Here is an 18,074-nt window from a genome sequence, read left to right on the forward strand (position 1 = left end):
CAGGGATGCGGGCAGGATTTTCCGGCCCGGACAAGGAGGTACGCCTTTCCGTAGCATTGTGCCCGAGACCATATTGGGGCAATTCGCGGTCAACATCGCGAGGCGCGAAGGGCCGTCCAGACGGCGCAGCGACGCGCGCAAGGACCCAGTATGACCGCCGATCCCAAGCCTTCTTCGCCCGTGCCTTCGACCCCCGAGCAGATCGCCGCCATGACGGATCGGGCGCGCGAGGTGATCCAGCTCAATATCGAGGCCCTGCAGGCGCTGGAGCGGACTATCGACGCCGCAGTCGCGCGCGCCTGCGACGTGATCCTGTCGCGTCCCGGCTATGTGGTCGTGACCGGCATGGGCAAGTCCGGACATATCGGCGGCAAGATCGCCGCCACCCTGGCCTCGACCGGCACCAACGCCTTCTTCGTCCATCCCGCCGAGATGAGCCACGGCGACCTGGGCATGCTGCGCCAGGACTGCACCCTTCTGGCCATCTCGGCCTCGGGCGAGAGCCGCGAACTGCGCGATCCGCTGATCTTCTGCCAGCGCAACAACATTCCGGTCATCGGCATGACCCAGCGCAGCTCCAGCTTCCTGGCGCGCATGTCGGCGGCGCCCCTGATCATGCCGCGCGTCGCCGAGGCCTGCCCCAACGGCCTGGCCCCGACCACCTCGACCCTGATGACCCTGGCGCTGGGCGACGCCCTGGCCATGGTGCTGATGGACCGGCGTCAGTTCACCGCCACCGATTTCGGCCTGCACCATCCGGGCGGTTCGCTGGGCATGAGCCTGCAGAGCGTACGCGAATGGATGGGGGACAATCACGCCACTCCCGCCAGCGTGCCGTTGGACGCCGACTTTTCCGAGGTCGTTTCGGCCATCACGGCCGGCCGCAAGGGCGCGGTCGCCGTGCTCAATCCGGAAGGGACCCTGGCCGGGATTATCACCGACGGCGACGTCCGTCGCGCCTTCTCCCAGGACATCTCCGCCATCAAGGCGGCCGACATCATGAGCCGCAATCCCAAGATCATCGGGCCCGACCAGAGAATGAGCGACGCCGTCGACCTCCTGTCGGCCAACAAGATCGCCACCCTGTTCGTCGTCGAGAACGATCGCCCGGTCGCTATCGTCCATATCGCCGAATTGATGCAGGCGGGTTATGTTTCGTAAGACAGACGGGTCTGTGGGGGGCTGCGCCTTCGGAGCGCGGTGATCACGTCATGACGGAAGACATCCTGTTCGACGCCAGCCGGCTGGTCAGCCGGACGGAACGCAGCGCGCCGACGGGCGTGGACCGCGTCTGCCTGGCCTATGCCGAATGGTTGCTGGACCGGCCGGACGTGCGCATGATCCCTGTCCGCAGCAAGCACGATCGTCTGGTCGCAGTGGACCCGGTCTGGTTTGGAGACAGCGTCAGACAGCTGAGAGACCGCTGGAGCGGCGCGCACTCCCAGCCGACCACAGAGGGCGAAAGACGCCTTCTGGCCGCCCTGCATGATGACGGCACTGTCGCCCAATCGGTGCTCAGCCCCGCGCCGACGCCCGACGAGGTCGACCGCAACACCGGCCGCCGGGTGCGTGTGTGGAAGCAGTTCTTCCGTTCCCGCCGGATGTCCGAGCTGCCGCCCAGCCGTCATTACTTCAACGTCGGCCACACCAGTCTGAATACGCCCGATATCCTGTCGTCGCTTCGGGCGCACGGCGTGGACACCGTGGTCCTGCTGCACGATCTGATCCCGATCACCCATCCGGAATTCTGTCGTCCCGGGGACGGCGACAAGCATCGGGTCCGGGTCCTGACCGCGCTCAAACATGCGTCGCGGATTCTGGTGAACTCGCGCTACACCGCCCTGGAACTCCGCCGGTTCGCGGAGCAGGAGGGGCTTGAGGCGCCGCCCATCGACGCCATCCATCTGGGACTGGAGACCAGTCTGGTCGCCCGGCCGACGGCCCCGACCCTGCGGCCCTATTTCGTGCACGTCGGCACCATCGAGGCGCGCAAGAACCTGGCCTTCCTGTTGACCATCTGGCGGCGGCTGGAGGAGCGGATGGGCGACAAGGCGCCGCGTCTGGTGCTGGTTGGCCGCTATGGCTGGGAGAACGAGGCGGTGCTGGACCACCTCGAGCGTTCGCCCAATCTGCGGGGTCTGGTGCATCAGGCGTCGAACCTGCCCGACACCACCTTGGCGACCCTGATGTCGAACGCCCAGGCTGTGGTGGCGCCGTCCTCGGTCGAAGGGTTCGACCTGCCGGCGGTCGAGGCCTGCGCCCTGGGCGTGCCCCTGATCGCCTCGGACATTCCGGCGCACCGCGAACTGGTGCCCCAGGCCGAGCTGATCGATCCGCTGGATGGTCTGGGCTGGCTGGCCGCGCTGGAACGGGCGACGCTGAAGAAGCCCGAGGCTCCGGCCTATCGCGCCCCGACCTGGGACGACCATTTCGCCGAGGTCGCCCGGACCCTGGGGCTCAAGCCCGCCGGGGCCTAGGCGGCTTTCGCCAGTCCCGTCCCGACATCGGCCAGGATTTCCAGCGACCGCACGCGGTCGGCGTGGGACCAGATCTGGCTGGTGATCATCAGTTCGTCGGCGCCGGTGCGGGCGATGAAGGCCTCCAGCCCCTGCCGCACGGTTTCGGGCGAGCCGACGGCGGAACAGGACAGGGCCTGTGCGATCATGCCTCGCGCGCCCGCATCCAGACCGGCCTCATAGTTCTCGACCGGCGGCGGCAGCTTGCCGGGACGGCCCGAGCGCAAATTGACGAAGGCCTGCTGCATCGAGCTGAACAGCAGTTTCGCTTCTTCATCGGTGGGGGCGGCGAAGACGTTGAAGCCGGCCATGACGTAAGGCTCGGACAGATATTCCGACGGCCGGAAGGTCTCGCGATAGATGCGGATGGCGTTCATCAGGTCGCCGGGCGCGAAATGGCTGGCGAAGGCGTAGGGCAGGCCCAGATGGGCGGCCAGCTGGGCGCCGTAGGTTGAGGAGCCGAGGATCCAGACGGGCACGGCCTGACCCTCGCCGGGGTTGGCGCGGATGGCCTGGTTCTCTTCCGCCGGCTTGAACCAGTGCAGCAGCTCCATCACGTCCTGGGGGAAGGCGTCGATGTCGCCCTGCAGCGTGCGACGCAGGGCCCGGGCCGTGGCCTGATCCGAGCCTGGGGCGCGGCCCAGACCCAGGTCGATCCGGCCCGGATAGAGGGCGTTCAGGGTTCCGAACTGCTCGGCGATCACCAGCGGCGCATGGTTGGGCAGCATGACCCCGCCGGCCCCGACGCGGATGGTCTTCGTCGCCGCCGCCACCGCCCCGATCACCACCGAGGTCGCCGCCGAGGCGATGCCCGCCATATTGTGATGCTCGGCCAGCCAGTAGCGGTGATAGCCCAGCCGCTCGGCGGTTTTGGCCAGATCGATGCTGTTGGCCAGGGCCTGTGACACGTCGGAGCCCTGCGGCACCGGGGCGAGGTCGAGGATCGAGAGCTTGGTCATGGCGGGGATATGGGGAGGCCGACCGACCCCGCAACAGCGACTGTTGCGCTATCTTCGCCCGTCCGGTGTTCGGATGCGACGCAAATCGGTGTTAAGCGTTACCCTGAGCCGAATGCTCAAGCTGGAGCCCCCCGCCGCATGCGTCGCTTTCTGATCTGGTCCGGTCTGGCGGTCGTCATCGGCCTTGTTCTGGCCATTGGCGGCTACCTCGCCTACGACCATTTCTACGCGCGCTTCCAGCCGGTGACGATCACGCGGAACCAGGGCGAGATCCAGCGGCTGCTGGACGAGAGTTCGTGGGTCTCGCCGGGCGGCGGCGGCGACCAGCCCCTCTATATCATCGGCTATCGCGACAGCGCCCCGACCCGGGCCTATGAGCAGCAGGAGGCGGAGAAGCTGAGGGCCGGGGGCGTCGATGTCCGCGTCATCCTCTTCGCCCGCCCGGACAGGGAGGGCGCGCCCCAGTCGACCCCGGCCGAGCGCGCCACCTTGGCCGAGCTTTGGCTGACCCGGGACTGGGACCTCTATCAGCGCTGGACGGCGACCCCGTCGAAGGACTGGACGGCGGCGGGCATTCCACTGGCCGACGGCAATCTGGCCCGCAGCGCCGTGGTCGAGGCCGGGCGGCAGTTCATGTCGCGGCTCGACGCCCTGATGCGCGACGCCGGGGTCAAACCGACCTTCCCCCTGGTGATCTGGCGTGACCGCGAAGGCTTCCTCAAGGCCTGCGCCTGCGCCGACAGCCGCTCCTGGGCCTTCATCCGCGACGATCTGGATGCGCCCGAGGCCGTCGAGGCCGTCCCGGCCCCGGCGCCGGAGGTTCCGATGGTTCCTGCCCCCACCGCTCAGCCGACCGTCCAGCCGCAGGTTCAGGGCCTGCCCTATCCAAACCTGCCCCCGATCCCGCCGGTGAACGGCCAGCCCGCGCCGGTCCAGACGCCCGCCGCTCCGGTCCCGGCTCCGTCCCAGACGCCGTCAGCCGCCCCGGCCCGTCCCGCCCCGTCGAATACGACGACCAGCCGTCCTGCGCCCCAGACCAGCCCGCGTCCCGCGCCGCGCCAGAACAGCCCGCGCCAGACCCGGCCGACGCCTCAGGAAGACACCCAATTCTATTAAGCCGAGGCTGCGAAGGCGGTCAGAACAGCCGCTTGCAGATCGCGATCAGCCGCTCGACGTCGTCGGCGTCCTGATAGAGGCCGAAGCCGAAACGGATGGTGTCGTCGCGCACGTCAGTGACGACATTGGCCGCCAGCAGGGCTGCGCGCCAGGTCTGGGCGTCCGGGTGCTTCAGAGCGAGGAAACGGGCGTGAGGGGCGTTGTCGACAACCGGATTGAGCACCTCCGCCTCGCCCAGCGCGCGGCATTCGCCTGACGCCAGAGCCTCGGCGAACCGCGCCTGAAGCGCGCCCGCATGGGCCGAGACGCCCTCCGTGGTCAGGCCCGCCTCTTCCAGCATCCGCCGCACCCCGTTGAAGCGATACAGCGGCGTGCCGTCGAAGGTGGCCCCCCAGAAACGGCCGCCGTCGGCGCGGTACTGGACGTCCTCGGGGCGGCCCATCAGGTCGCCGAACTCGGCGAACCAGCCGGTGATCACCGGGCGGGGGCAATAGCCGTCGGGCGCATGCAGGAAGCCCGCACCCTCGCCGCTCATGGCGTATTTATAGCCGCCGGCGACGTAGAAGATCCGGTCCGCGACCGCCGACAGATCGGTCGGGGTGGCCATGAAGCCGTGGTAGCCGTCGATGACGACCCAAGGCCCCGCCGGGTCGGCGAGCGCCGCCAGATCGGCGATGCGGTTGAAGGTAAGGCCCGTCTTGAAGAAGACCTGGCTGACCAGGATCAGATCGTGCCCGCCCGCCTGTGCGGCCTCCACGAACCGGTCGTCGAAGGTCTCATAGGGCAGGAGAGGGATGCGGGTGACGACGGCCTCCCCGGCCTCCTCCCAGCGCTCGGCCTGACGGCGGAAGGAATGGAACTCGCCATCGCTGGTCAGGATGCGAACGGGCTTCTTCTCGAAGCCCGACAGGATGCGGATCAGGAAGTCGTGGGTGTTGGGGGCGAAGACCACCGTGTCGGGCGACGGCAGGTTCAGCTCGGCCGCGATGTGTTTCTGGGCCTCCGGCACGACCTCGCCAAAGATCAGGTCCCACTTCCGGTCCGCGAACCGGTTGGCCTCCTCCCAGGCCCGGGCCTGCCCCTCGAACGAGGCGTCGGGCCAGAGGTGGTGGCTGTGCGCCGCGAAATGCAGTCGTTCCGGATCGAGGGCGAGGGCGCGCGAGAAGAGAGATTTGAAGGTCATGCGGTCGCCGTCACCAGCCAGCAGGCGGCCGTCATCGGCACGACGCCGTCGCGGGCTTCCTGTTCAACACGTCGGACCATGGCGTCATGGACCTGCTTTTGGAGGTTTTGGTCGAGTCCGGGCATGGCGGCGCCGACCGGCCCCAGTTTCAGACACATCTCGACGAGTTCGGAAACCGAAAGCGGCGTGGGAACGTCCAGTGGGACGATCTCGACATCGCGCCAGCCCGAGCCGGTCAGGATGTCCCGAACCGTGTCCGGATCGGCGAAGGCGAACCGTCCGGGGCCGCTGGTCGGCGGGGATCGCAGGTCCGGGATCAGGGGGTGGGCGACGGCATCAGGCAGGCCGGCCAGCGGGTTGTCTTCCGGTCCCCGCCAACAGGCGAAGCTCAGGCGGCCGCCGGACTTCAGCGAGCCTCGCAGATTGGCGAAGGCCGCCTCGGGATCGGGGAAGAACATCACCCCGAAACGCGAGATCAGGGCGTCGAAAGGCGCATCGAAGACGGCGGTCTGGGCGTCGCCCAGCCGGAAGTCCGCAGTGGTCAGACCCTCTCTCTCCGCCCGCTCGCGCGCCAGCGCCAGCAGGGGCTCGGACACATCGACGCCGAGGCAGAGGCCGTCCGTCAGGCGGCGCGCCATCTGCAGGGTGGTCGCGCCGGGGCCGCAGCCGATATCCAGCACCCGCGCGTCCGCAGCCACGGGAACCTTAGCCAGAACAGCGTCGCTGATCGGCTGATACAGCCGGTCGAGCAGCGGTTGCAGCGTCACCCAGGCGTTCGAACCCGTGGACTTCCAGTAGCCCGTGTCGAACGGCAGGGCGGCCATCAGGTCAGATCAGGCTGCCGTGGCAGTGCTTGAACTTGCGGCCCGAGCCGCAGGGGCAGTCGGCGTTGCGCGAGGTGCGCTCCCAGCCGACGGGCAGAAGTTCGACCGGCAGGCGCGAGCGGTCGTCGCCCGTGAACTGCTGCTCCGGGTTCTGGGCATAGGGATTGCCCATCTCGTTCTCGCCGGTGCCGGGGTTCAGGTGGATTTCCCGGAACTCGGGCATCTCCATCTGCGGCGGGGCCTCGAAGCGGAACTCCACCGTCATCAGCCAGCGGGTGACGTTGTGGCGCAGCTCGTGCAGCAGGTTCTCGAACAGGGAGAAGGCTTCGGTCTTGTACTCGTTCAGCGGATCGCGCTGGCCATAGCCGCGCAGGCCGATGACGCCGCGCAGGTGGTCCAGATGGACCAGGTGCTCGCGCCACGACATGTCGATCTGCTGCATCAGGAACTGCTTCTCGATGCCGCGGGTCTGGCCTTCGCCGACCAGCTCCAGACGTTCGGCGGCGCGGGCGGCGGCGGCGGCTTGCAGCCGCTCCTCGACCTCTTCGTTCGACACGCCTTCCTCGGCGGCCCAGTCGTGCAGCGGCACTTCCAGACCCAGGGTCGTGCGGACCTTCTCGTCCAGACCGTCGATATCCCACTGCTCGGCATAGGCCTTGGGCGGCATGTAGCGATCGACCAGGTCGGTGACGACGTCCTGGCGGAACTCGCCGACCAGTTCCGACAGATCGTCGGAATCCATGAACTCCTGACGCTGTTCGAACACCGCCTTGCGCTGGTCGTTCACGACGTCGTCGTACTTCAGCAGGTTCTTGCGGATGTCGTAGTTGCGGGTCTCGACGCGCTTCTGGGCGGTCTCGACGGCGCGGTTCAGCCAAGGGTGCGAGATGGCCTCGCCCTCGGCGACGCCGAAGGAGCGCATGATCGAGTCCAGACGGTCGCCGGCGAAGATGCGCAGCAGGTCGTCCTCGCAGCAGAGGAAGAATTTCGAGGTGCCGGGGTCGCCCTGACGGCCGGTGCGGCCGCGCAGCTGGTTGTCGATCCGGCGGCTTTCGTGGCGCTCGGTGCCTAGGACGAACAGGCCGCCGGCGGCCAGGGCCGCGGCCTTGTGCACGGCGATGTCGGCCTTCAGGCGGACTTCCTCGGCCTTCTCGTCCTCGGGGGTGACCATGACGCCCATGTTGCGCTGGTCGAGGCGCCATTTCTCGAGACGCATCTCGAGGTTGCCGCCCAGCTGGATGTCGGTGCCGCGGCCGGCCATGTTGGTCGCGATGGTCACGGCGCCCGGCAGGCCGGCGTCGGCGACGATGAAGGCTTCCTGCTCGTGCTGGCGCGCGTTCAGAACCGAGTGGGGGATGCCCTTGAACTCGGTCTTCCAGACGATGTCGTAAGCCGCGTCGCCCAGCTTCTCGGCTTCCTTGGCCTTGCCCGCGAACTCGGGCTTCAGCGAACGCGAGACCTCGGTCTTGTACTCATAGGTGTCGAGCATGGCCGACAGCTGCTCGGACTTCTCGATGGAGACGGTGCCGACCAGGATGGGCTGGCCCTTGACGTGGCATTCGGCGATCTGGCGCGCGATGGCCTCGTTCTTCTCGCGCTCGGTGCGATAAACCTCGTCGTCGTAGTCGATGCGCTGGACCGGGCGGTGGGTCGGGACTTCCAGGACGTCCATCTTGTAGATGTCGCCGAACTCCTGGGCCTCGGTGGCGGCCGTGCCGGTCATGCCGGACAGCTTTTCGTAGAGGCGGAAGTAGTTCTGGATCGTGACCGAGGCCAGGGTCTGGTTCTCGGGCATGATCTGCACGCCCTCCTTGGCCTCGATGGCCTGGTGCAGGCCTTCGGACAGGCGGCGGCCGGTCATCATCCGGCCCGTGAATTCGTCGATCAGGACGATCTCGCCGGCCTTGATGATGTAATCCTTGTCGCGCGTGTACAGGGTGTTGGCGCGCAGGGCCTGGTTGATGTGGTGCACCAGGCTGACGTTGGCGGCGTCATAGAGGCCGGTGGTGTCCTCGGCGAAGTGGCCGCCTTCCTCGAGGATCTGCTCGATCTTCTCGGAGCCTTCCTCGGTCAGCAGGGCCTGCTTCTGCTTCTCGTCGAGGTCGTAGGTCGTCTTGTCCTTGATCAGCTCCTTCACCACGCCGTCGAGGATCTTGTAGAGATCCGAACGGTCCTCGGTCGGGCCGGAGATGATCAGGGGCGTGCGGGCCTCGTCGATCAGGATCGAGTCGACCTCGTCGACGATGGCGAAGTTGTGCGGCCGCTGGACCATCTCGGCCCGGTCATAGACCAGGTTGTCGCGCAGATAGTCGAAGCCGAACTCGTTGTTGGTGCCGTAGGTGATGTCGGCCGCATAGGCGGACTGCCGCTGGCCCGAGGACAGGCCGTTGACGATCACGCCCACTTCCATGCCGAGGAAGCGATAGACCCGGCCCATCCATTCCGCGTCGCGGCGGGCCAGATAGTCGTTGACGGTGATGACGTGGACGCCCTTGCCGCTCAGGGCGTTCAGATAGGCGGGGGCGATGGCGACCAGGGTCTTGCCCTCGCCGGTGCGCATCTCCGCGATGCCGCCCTCGTTCAGGATCATGCCGCCGGCCAGCTGCACGTCGTACTGACGCTGGCCCAGCACCCGCTTGGAGGCTTCACGCGCGACGGCGAAGGCTTCGTTGAGGATCTTGTCCGAGGATTCCCCGCCCGCCAGACGATCCCGGAAGGTCTGGGTCATCATGCGCAGCTCGTCGTCGCTCAGCGCCGCGTACCTGGGTTCCAGGGCGTTGATCTTCTCAACACGGGCGAGGAAATCCTTGACCTTGCGGTCGTTGGAAGAGCCGAAAAGTTTCTTGGCGAAGCCGAGCATAAGCGATCCGAAGGCGTCGAGCGTCTGAAGGCTCTGAACAGGGTCCGGAAAGGTTCCGGACAGGCGGCGACAACGCCGCGAGAGGGGCCAGACCCGACGGCGGCCCGGTGCGCCTGAACAAGGCGCGCGCGAGGGCCGCGCGAACGATCGAAAACCCCTCGACTTGGGCGCAGCCGGGACTTAAGCACCGGCCTTACCCCTGTCAACGCGAGGGGCATTTCAGCCCGGGACGGAGTAGCCCCCTTTGTCCGTTTTTCGTACAAGGCGTCTTTCGCGCAACCCTCTGACGCTGATCGCTTTCACGGGATTTCTGATGGTCGCCGCCTGCGGTGGCGGCAATGACGCCGATCGTGCGCCCGAGCCCGGCGATCGGGCCGTGGCCAAGGTGCAGGACCAGACCATTTGGGCCTCCGACGTCAAGCGCGAGGCGGTGGCGCAGGGCCTGGTCGGCGAAGGCGAGCCGCTGGACGTGACCTCCGACCTGTTCCGGCGCGTGCTGGACGAGGTTATCGACCAGAAGCTGCTGGCCAGGGAGGCTGAACGCCGCGGCCTCGACAATTCGATCCTGGCCCAGCGCCGCCTCAAGGCGACGCAGGAGCGGATCATGGGCGACATGCTGGTCGAGAACGAAGTCAATGGCCGCATCAACGACCAGGCCGTCCAGACCCTGTACCAGGAGCAGCTGAAGCTGGCGAAGACCTCGGAAGAGATCCGCGTGCGGCTGATCCTGTCGCGGACCAAGCCCGAGGCCGATGCGGTGATCGGCATCCTCAATCAGGGCGCGGCCTTCTCGGCGGTGGCCCAGGAGCGGTCGATCGATGAGGCGACCCGGTTCTCGGGCGGCGACCTCGGCTATTCGACCGTCGATGTCATGCCCCAGGCCTATGCCAACGCGCTGCGCGACGCCCCGGCGGGTTCGACCGTCGGCCCGTTCCAGACCGACGGCGGCTGGGCCGTGCTGCGGGTCGAGGACCGGCGCAAGGAGAGCCCGCCGACGCTGGAACAGGCCCGTCCCCAGATCGTGCGCTATCTGACCTATGAAGGCGTGCGCCGTCTGCTGGAGCAGCTTCGCGGCAAGGCCAAGGTGAATATCCTTCTGGCCGACGAACCGGCGCCCAACGGGGCGGAGGAACCCGCCTCGGCTCCCGCTCCTGCGCCGTCCGCCAATCCCTCTCCCCCGACGGCGCCCCGAACGCCCGGAGCGCCGAAATCATGAGCAAGCCCCCCGTTTCGCCCCCCGCCGCCGGCAAGACGTCCGCCAAGGCCTCCACCGGCCAGAAGATCGAACACGCCATTGAAAAGGCGCTGGATCCGCTCGCCTCGGCCCTGAAGCGCGCCACGGCTCCCGCAGCGCCGGCCGCGCCCGTCTCTTCGCCCGCGCCCGGCAAGCCCGGCCTCAAGGTCTCGCCCCTGGCCGTACCCTTCCCGACCATTCCCCCCATCGCCGGGGTCGAGATCGCCACGGCCCGCGCCGGCTTCTACAAGCACGAGCGCGACGATCTGGTGGTGTTCCGCTTCGCGCGCGGCACGACCTGCGCCGGGGTCTTCACCAAGCATAAGGTGGGCTCGGCCCCGGTGGACTGGTGCAAGCGCCATCTCGATTCCGATGAAGGCGGCAAGGACGTGCGGGCCCTGGTGGTCAACGCCGGCTGCGCCAACGCCTTCACCGGCAAGGCCGGGGCCGACGCCGCCCGCCGCACCGCCTCCGAGGTCGCCAAACGCTTCGGCTGCCGCCAGCGCGACGTCATGCTGGCCTCGACCGGGGTCATCGGGGTGGTGCTGGACGATCACAAGATCGCCGCCCAGCTGCCGACCGTCGAAAGCCGTCTGGACGCCGACGCCTGGGCGCTGGCCGCGCGCGGCATCATGACCACCGACACCTTCCCCAAGGGCTCCTACGCCGAGGCCATGATCGAGGGCGAGAAGGTCCGCATCGCCGGCATCGCCAAGGGCTCAGGCATGATCGCCCCGGACATGGCGACCATGCTGGCCTTCATCGTCACCGATGCGGACATCCATCCCAATGTGCTGCGCGCCCTCCTGAGTCTGCACGTTCGCACGACCTTCAACTCGGTGACGGTCGACGGCGACACCTCGACCAACGACACCTGCCTGATGTTCGCGACCGGCGCCTCGACCGCGCCGCGCATCGGCCGGGTCGGTGACCGGCGTCTGAAGGATTTCTCGGCGGCGCTGGACAAGGTGATGCTGGATCTGGCGCACCAGCTGGTCCGCGACGGCGAGGGCGCGACCAAGTTCGTCAAGGTCACCGTCGACGGCGCCGCCAGCCCGGCCTCGGCCCGCAAGCTGGCCAAGTCGATCGCCGACAGCCCCCTGGTCAAGACCGCCATCGCCGGTCAGGACGCCAATTGGGGCCGGGTGGTCATGGCGGTCGGCAAGACCGAGGAGCCGGTCAACCGCGACGCCCTGGCCATCAAGTTCGGCCCCCATCAGGCGGCCATCGACGGCGCCCCTTCGCCCCACTACGACGAGGCGAAGATGACGGCCTATATGAAGAACCCCGAGATCGACATCACCGTCGACGTGGGCGCCGGGCGGGCTTCCGCCACCGTCTGGACCTGCGATCTGACCAAGGGCTACATCGAGATCAACGGGGACTACCGGAGCTAGTCCGGGCCGGCGTCAGGCCGCCTCTTCGGCCGCCTGTTCCGCCTTCCTGAGCGCCGAGGCGCGCAGCTTCTCGCTCTCGGACTTCAGCTGGCCGCAGGCGGCGAGGATGTCGCGGCCGCGGGGGGTGCGGATGGGGCTGGCGAAGCCCGCCTTGTTCAGGATGGCGGCGAAGACCTCGATGGTCTTCCAGTCCGAGCATTCGTAGTCCGTGCCGGGCCAGGGATTGAACGGGATCAGGTTCACCTTGGCCGGGATGCCGTCGATCAGCTTGACCAACGCCCTGGCTTCAGCGGGGCTGTCGTTGACGCCCTTCAGCATGACGTATTCGAACGTCACCCGGCGCGCGTTGGACAGGCCGGGATAGGCCCGGATGCCGGCCATCAGCTGTTCGAGGTTGTACTTCTTGTTCAGGGGCACCAGGACGTCGCGCAGATCGTCGTTGGTGGCGTGCAGGCTGATCGCCAGCATGGCCTGGGTCCGGTCGCCCAGCGCCTGAAGTTGGGGCACGACGCCCGAGGTCGAGACGGTCATCCGGCGGCGCGACAGGGCGATGCCCTCATTGTCCGAGATGATGTCGATGGCGTCCGACACCGCGTCCAGATTGTAGAGCGGCTCGCCCATGCCCATGAAGACGATGTTGGACAGGCGGCGGTCCTCGGAGGGGGACGGCCACTCCTCCAGATCGTCGCGGCAGACCTGGACCTGGGCCACGATCTCGGCGGCGGTCAGGTTGCGGACCAGTTTCTGGGTGCCGGTGTGGCAGAAGGTGCAGTTCAGGGTGCAGCCGACCTGCGACGACACGCACAGGGCGCCCGCGCGGCCGACGTCGGGAATGTAGACCGCCTCGATCTCGATGCCCGGGGCGGTGCGGATCAGATATTTGCGGGTGCCGTCTTTGGACACCTGTCGCTCGACGATCTCGGGGCGGGCCAGGGTGCAGGACGCCTCCAGCCGGGCCCGGGTGTCCTTGTCGATATTGGTCATTGCCGCGAAGTCGGTGACCCCGTGGTGATGGATCCAGCGCCAGATCTGGGTGGCCCGCATCTTGGCCTTCTCGGGCGCACAGACCCCGCCCGCGATCAGGGCCTCGCGCAGGCCGTCGCGCGTCAGACCGGCGAGGTTGACGGGGGCCGTGGAGGCGGGCATCGAGGCGCGCGAGAGGTCGAGCGTGATGCTCAAGGGACGATATCCTGATCGAAGGGAACGCGCCTTATACCACAGATCGCGCTGGATTTAAGGCGTGGCCCGCATCCGGGGCTCCGGGGGCTTCACCCAGCGCCCAACCGCGAGGGCCGCGAAGCCGACGACCAGCCCCCAGAAGGCGGAGCCGATGCCGAACAGGGCCAGACCCGAGGCGGTCGCCGCGAAGGTCAGGATTGCGGCCTCGCGATCCTGTGGCTCACCCAGCATCCCGCCGAGCGCGCCCAGCAGCGGTCCGACCAGCGCCAGACCGGTGATCAAAGCCAGGGTCCCGTGCGGCATGGCGATAAACAGCCCGGCCAGAGGCGCGGCGAAGAGGGCGACGATCAGATAGAGGCCGCCGTAGACTGCGCCGACGATCCAGCGGCGCTGCGGGTCGGGGTGGGCCTCGGGACCGGTGCAGATGGCCGCCACGATGGCCGCCATATTGATCCCGTAGGCCCCGAAGGGCGCCAGAAGCACGGTCGCGGCGCCGGTCGAGAGCAGCAGCGGCCCGGCAGGCGGGGCGTATCCAGCGGTTCTCAGCACCACCAGTCCGGGCAGGTTCTGGGACACCAGGGTGACCATGAACAAGGGTATGGCCAGGCTGACGGCCGCCTTGAGGTCGAAATGCGGGACGACCGGCGACAGGGTTCCGAACAGGCCGGTCCCCGGCGGCAGGGCGATCTGGCCCCGGACCGCGAGAGCTGCGAAGGCGCCGACCAGCACCAGAGGCAGGGCCCAGGTCGGGGCCACCCGGCGTGCGATCAGGAAGACCGCGACCAGACCGGCGGCCAGCGCCAGATCGGTCGGGAAGACGAGGAACAGCTTGATCACGAAGGGCAGCAGCACCCCCGCCAGCATGGCCGAGGCCACCGCAGCCGGGATCTTCGCCGCCAGCCGGCCCAGCGCCGGGATCAGGCCGACGACGATCATCATCAGGCCGGCGATGACGAAGGCGCCGATCGCCGTCGGCCAGCTGTGACCCAGGGCCGAGGCCGCCAGCAGGGCCGCGCCCGGCGTCGACCAGGCGAGGATGACGGGAATCTTCAGCCGCCAGCTCAGCAGCAGGCCCGGCAGGCCGATGCCGAGGCAGAGCGCGATCACCATGGAAACGATCTGAACCGGCGAGGCTCCCATCGTCTGCCCGGCCTGAACGACAAGGGCGACTGTGCCGCCGAAACCGATGATGGTCCCGACGGCGGCGGCCGTGAAGGCGGAGACGGGCGGGAAAGAGCGCTCGGCTGGCTGAGCCGTCATGAGGCGGAGACTACTCCTCGTCGCCCGCGAGGCCCATCATGTGGAAGCCGGCGTCGACGTGGATGACCTCGCCGGTGGTCGAGAAGCCGAGGTCGGAGCACAGCCACAGGGCGGCGCCGGCGACGCCTTCCATGGAGGTGTCCTCCTTCATCGCCGACATGGCGCGGCCCTGGGCGATCATGCCGCGGCCGCCCGAGATGCCGGCCAGCGACAGGGTGCGCATGGCGCCCGCCGAGATGGCGTTGACGCGGATGCCCTTGGGACCCAGGTCGCGGGCGATGTAGCGGGTGGCCGCTTCCAGCGCCGCCTTGGCCACGCCCATGGTGTTGTAGTTGGGGATGGCGCGTTCCGAGCCGAGGTAGGTCATGGTGATCATCGACCCGCCGTTCGGCATGATCTTCGCCGCGCGCTTGGCCACGTCCACGAAGCTGAAGCAGGAGATGTTCATCGCCAGCAGGAAGCTGTCGCGCGAGGTGTTCTCGATGAAGGAGCCCTTGAGCTCGTCCTTGTTGGCGAAGGCGACCGAGTGGACGACGAAGTCGATCGTGCCGAACTCCTTTTCCAGCTCGGCGAAGGCGGCGTCCATGGAGGCGTCGTCGGTGACGTCGGCCTGGATCAGCAGCTTGGCGCCGACGCTTTCGGCCAGCGGGCGCACGCGACGCTCCAGACCCTCGCCGAGATAGGTGAAGGCCAGTTCGGCGCCCTGGGCGGCCAGCTGGGAGGCGATGCCCCAGGCGATGGAGTTGGCGTTCGCCACCCCCATGACCAGGCCCTTCTTGCCCTTCATCAGTTCGCCGGTCGGCATGTTCCAGGCGGATTCAGCGGCCATGGATCGATCTCCTCTTTGCGGCCTACCGCGCGCAGCGCTGCTTGAGGCCTGATTTGCCCGAGGGTTAGCAGGCGGGGCGCCGTGACGGAACCCTCTCGCGAGAGAGGGTAACGTCTCAGACCTTCGAGAAGATCAGGGTGCCGTTGGTGCCGCCGAAGCCGAAGCTGTTGGACATGACATGCGTCAGCGGGCCATCGTGGCGCTGGCGCAGGATCGGCATGCCCTCGAACTCGGGATCGAGGTTTTCGATGTGGGCGCTTTCGGCGGCGAAGTCGTTGGCCATCATCAGCAGGCAGTAGATCGCCTCCTGGGCGCCCGCCGCGCCGAGCGAATGGCCCGTCAGCGACTTGGTCGAGGAGATCATCGGCAGATTGTCGCCGAAGACGTTGCGGACCGCCGCCATTTCCTTGGCGTCGCCGACCGGCGTCGAGGTGCCGTGCGGGTTCAGGTAGTCGATCTTCGGATTGCCGGCCATGTCGAGGGCGATCTTCATGCAGCGCTCGGCGCCCTCGCCCGAGGGGGCTACCATGTCATAGCCGTCCGAGTTGGCGCCGTAGCCGACGATCTCGGCGTAGATTTTCGCGCCGCGCGCCACAGCGCGTTCGTATTCCTCGACCACCACGATGCCGGCGCCGCCGGCGATGACGAAGCCGTCGCGAGCGGCGTCATAGGCGCGCGAGGCCACGGCGGGGGTCTCGTTGTAGTCGGACGACATGGCGCCCATGGCGTCGAACATGTTGGACATCGACCAGTCGATGTCCTCGCAGCCGCCGGCGAAGACCACGTCCTGCTTGCCCAGCTGGATCTGCTCCATCGCCGCGCCGATGCAATGGGCCGAGGTCGCGCAGGCCGAGGAGATCGAATAGTTGATCCCGCGCATCTGGAACCAGGTCGAGAGCACGGCCGAGGGGCCGGACGCCATGGCCTTGGGCACGGCGAAGGGGCCGACGCGCTTGGGCGACATCTTCTCGATGGTCGTCTGGGCCGCCTGCAGGATGACCTGGGTCGAGGGGCCGCCCTCGCCGACGATCACACCGATGCGGTCGTCGCGGATTTCCTCGGCCGTCATGCCGGAATCGGCCAGGGCCTCTTCGAAGGCGATCTGGGCCCAGGCGGTGCCGTTGGCCAGGAAGCGGGCGGCGCGGCGATCCACGCGCGGGGCCCAGTCCTCGGCGGTGACGCCCATCGACGGCGGCGCCCAGACCTGCGACCGGAAGCCGTATTTGATGTGGTCGGGAGCCGCCACGACGCCGGATTTGGCGTTGCGCAGCGATTCGGTGACCTCCGCGGCGCCATCGCCGATGGAGGAGACGATGCCCAGCCCGGTAACGACAACACGCCGCATGCTGTATTTCCTCTTGTCTTTCACCCGCCCCGGTCTGGAGCGGGCTCCGCGTTCGTCGCGGTTATGTCCGTCAGGCGACTTCTAACTCAGCCCTTGGCGGCTTCGTTAGCGCCGAACAGGCCGACCCGCATGTCCGTGGCCGTATAGATGGGGACGCCGTCGGCTTCGAGAACCCCGTCGGCGATGCCCATGACCAGTTTGCGGTTGATGACCCGCTTGAGCGTGATCTTGTAGACGACGCGCTTGACGTCCGGGGTCACCTGACCCGTGAACTTGACCTCGCCGACGCCCAGCGCCCGGCCGCGGCCCGGGCCGCCGATCCAGCCGAGGTAGAAGCCGACCAGTTGCCACATGGCGTCGAGGCCCAGGCAGCCCGGCATGACGGGGTCGCCGATGAAGTGGCACTGGAAGAACCAGAGGTCGGGATGGATGTCGAGTTCGGCCTCGACATAGCCCTTGCCGTGCTCGCCGCCGTTATCGTTGATCGTGACGATCCGGTCGAACATCAGCATCGGCGGGGCCGGCAGCTGGGCGTTGCCGGGTCCGAACAGCTCGCCGCGGCCCGAGGCCAGCAGGGCGGCATGATCGAAAGACGACGGATACTGGCTCAAGGGTGGAACTCCGAATATGTGGCGCCGGGGTTACACGAGCCTGAGAGCAGGCTCAACCGTCCAATTATCCGCGAGGTTTACGGCCCGATTCTCAGGGACGGGGGCCGGCCGGGCGGCGCGCATCGCACAGGGGTTGTGTCGCTCCGCCGAAGACGGCGGCCTGCGGCACCCAGCCGTGGACCTTGCGGCCGCCGACGTGACACCAGCCGTCCTCGCATTCGTCCAGCGAGACAATGGCGTGCGGCGACAACCGGGCGCGGACCGAGGCCGTCTCCGACCGGTTCGAGCGGATCGGAATTTCCTGCGCCGTCGCGTTGAAGGCGCTGCGGCGCGAACGGACCACGCTGCGGTGGACCCAGACGACGGCGCCGTCGGGATCGCAGATCTTGCGCCACTCCAGGGTCTCGGCGATCACCTGAACCGGCAGACCGGCGGCGTGGTATTCCCACAGGATATGGTAGTCGAGGCCGGGACCGGAGCGGGCGCGGACCTCCGAGGCCTTCAGCGTGAGCCAGCGCGGCACGGGCTGACGCGTCGGGGTCGGCCGGCCGTCGGGCATGGTCGCGGTCGGCTCTGCGCCGGCGCTCAGGGAGCCGCCCAGACCCAGCGACAGGGCGATCGCCCCCGCGACCGGGACCGCCCGGCGGAGGAATCCGGCTACAGGGCTTTGGAACCCGGACTGAGCTTTGCTAGACACCCTTGTCGACCCGTCGCGTCCGGCGCCGCCCCTCGGGACCGGCGCATGGTGAAACCTTAAGGCT

The 18,074-nt window shown here is 68.0% G+C and carries 15 protein-coding genes; 5 read left to right on the plus strand and 10 right to left on the minus strand.

Annotated features, from left to right (window positions below; all coding sequences use genetic code 11):
* Nucleotides 1-150 precede the first annotated feature (150 nt).
* Complete coding sequence (locus AC1ROD_RS01965; protein ID WP_492946580.1) at nucleotides 151-1,161, plus strand: KpsF/GutQ family sugar-phosphate isomerase; 1,011 nt, start codon at nucleotides 151-153, stop codon at nucleotides 1,159-1,161.
* 50 nt (nucleotides 1,162-1,211) lie between these two features.
* Nucleotides 1,212-2,477 (plus strand): glycosyltransferase family 4 protein, encoded by a 1,266-nt coding sequence (locus tag AC1ROD_RS01970; protein ID WP_492946581.1) that lies wholly within the window; start codon nucleotides 1,212-1,214, stop codon nucleotides 2,475-2,477.
* On the opposite strand, the gene AC1ROD_RS01975 is transcribed toward AC1ROD_RS01970, so the two are convergent.
* Nucleotides 2,474-3,475 carry an LLM class flavin-dependent oxidoreductase gene (locus AC1ROD_RS01975; RefSeq protein WP_492946582.1) on the minus strand — a complete coding sequence of 334 codons (1,002 nt, stop codon included), beginning with the start codon at nucleotides 3,473-3,475 and terminating at the stop codon, nucleotides 2,474-2,476. The two genes, AC1ROD_RS01970 and AC1ROD_RS01975, sit on opposite strands and share 4 nt — an antisense overlap.
* 138 nt (nucleotides 3,476-3,613) lie before the next feature.
* On the opposite strand from AC1ROD_RS01975, the gene AC1ROD_RS01980 reads away from it, so the two are divergent.
* Nucleotides 3,614-4,591 carry a hypothetical protein gene (locus AC1ROD_RS01980; protein ID WP_492946583.1) on the plus strand — a complete coding sequence of 326 codons (978 nt, stop codon included), beginning with the start codon at nucleotides 3,614-3,616 and terminating at the stop codon, nucleotides 4,589-4,591.
* Nucleotides 4,592-4,610: 19 nt separating this feature from the next.
* On the opposite strand, the gene AC1ROD_RS01985 is transcribed toward AC1ROD_RS01980, so the two are convergent.
* From AC1ROD_RS01985 to secA, 3 genes are read right to left on the minus strand one after another with little or no spacing between them, the layout of a single operon-like run.
* Nucleotides 4,611-5,774, minus strand: a complete 1,164-nt coding sequence (locus tag AC1ROD_RS01985; protein ID WP_492946584.1) for an aminotransferase class V-fold PLP-dependent enzyme — start codon at nucleotides 5,772-5,774, stop codon at nucleotides 4,611-4,613.
* Nucleotides 5,771-6,598 carry a class I SAM-dependent methyltransferase gene (locus AC1ROD_RS01990; protein ID WP_492946585.1) on the minus strand — a complete coding sequence of 276 codons (828 nt, stop codon included), beginning with the start codon at nucleotides 6,596-6,598 and terminating at the stop codon, nucleotides 5,771-5,773. The genes AC1ROD_RS01985 and AC1ROD_RS01990 overlap by 4 nt, the downstream gene beginning before the upstream one ends.
* Nucleotides 6,599-6,602: 4 nt before the next feature.
* Entirely contained in the window at nucleotides 6,603-9,458 is a 2,856-nt protein-coding gene (secA, locus tag AC1ROD_RS01995; protein WP_492946586.1) for a preprotein translocase subunit SecA, read from the minus strand.
* Nucleotides 9,459-9,771: 313 nt separating this feature from the next.
* Between secA and AC1ROD_RS02000 the strand changes: the two genes are divergently transcribed.
* Both AC1ROD_RS02000 and argJ read left to right on the plus strand, forming a co-directional pair.
* Nucleotides 9,772-10,674, plus strand: coding sequence for a peptidylprolyl isomerase (locus tag AC1ROD_RS02000; protein ID WP_492946587.1), 903 nt, complete (start codon nucleotides 9,772-9,774; stop codon nucleotides 10,672-10,674).
* Nucleotides 10,671-12,089, plus strand: a complete 1,419-nt coding sequence (gene argJ, locus AC1ROD_RS02005; protein ID WP_492946588.1) for a bifunctional glutamate N-acetyltransferase/amino-acid acetyltransferase ArgJ — start codon at nucleotides 10,671-10,673, stop codon at nucleotides 12,087-12,089. The genes AC1ROD_RS02000 and argJ overlap by 4 nt, the downstream gene beginning before the upstream one ends.
* Before the next feature lie 12 nt (nucleotides 12,090-12,101).
* Here argJ and rlmN read toward each other — a convergent pair whose 3' ends face one another.
* The 6 genes from rlmN to AC1ROD_RS02035 all read right to left on the minus strand — a co-directional run bounded on the left by rlmN (nucleotide 12,102) and on the right by AC1ROD_RS02035 (nucleotide 18,010).
* Nucleotides 12,102-13,268 (minus strand): dual-specificity RNA methyltransferase RlmN, encoded by a 1,167-nt coding sequence (rlmN, locus tag AC1ROD_RS02010; RefSeq protein ID WP_492946589.1) that lies wholly within the window; start codon nucleotides 13,266-13,268, stop codon nucleotides 12,102-12,104.
* 54 nt (nucleotides 13,269-13,322) lie between these two features.
* Nucleotides 13,323-14,528, minus strand: coding sequence for a benzoate/H(+) symporter BenE family transporter (locus AC1ROD_RS02015; protein WP_492946590.1), 1,206 nt, complete (start codon nucleotides 14,526-14,528; stop codon nucleotides 13,323-13,325).
* A gap of 10 nt (nucleotides 14,529-14,538) precedes the next feature.
* Nucleotides 14,539-15,333, minus strand: a complete 795-nt coding sequence (locus tag AC1ROD_RS02020) for an enoyl-ACP reductase FabI (protein ID WP_492947722.1) — start codon at nucleotides 15,331-15,333, stop codon at nucleotides 14,539-14,541.
* A gap of 139 nt (nucleotides 15,334-15,472) precedes the next feature.
* Nucleotides 15,473-16,702 carry a beta-ketoacyl-ACP synthase I gene (fabB, locus tag AC1ROD_RS02025; protein ID WP_492946591.1) on the minus strand — a complete coding sequence of 410 codons (1,230 nt, stop codon included), beginning with the start codon at nucleotides 16,700-16,702 and terminating at the stop codon, nucleotides 15,473-15,475.
* An 86-nt stretch (nucleotides 16,703-16,788) separates the two neighbouring features.
* Nucleotides 16,789-17,313 carry a 3-hydroxyacyl-[acyl-carrier-protein] dehydratase FabA gene (gene fabA, locus AC1ROD_RS02030; protein WP_492946592.1) on the minus strand — a complete coding sequence of 175 codons (525 nt, stop codon included), beginning with the start codon at nucleotides 17,311-17,313 and terminating at the stop codon, nucleotides 16,789-16,791.
* A gap of 91 nt (nucleotides 17,314-17,404) precedes the next feature.
* Entirely contained in the window at nucleotides 17,405-18,010 is a 606-nt protein-coding gene (locus AC1ROD_RS02035) for an SH3 domain-containing protein (RefSeq protein ID WP_492946593.1), read from the minus strand.
* Nucleotides 18,011-18,074: the final 64 nt, after the last annotated feature.

It is taken from the genome of Brevundimonas sp. GW821-FHT12E07 (assembly GCF_058807035.1).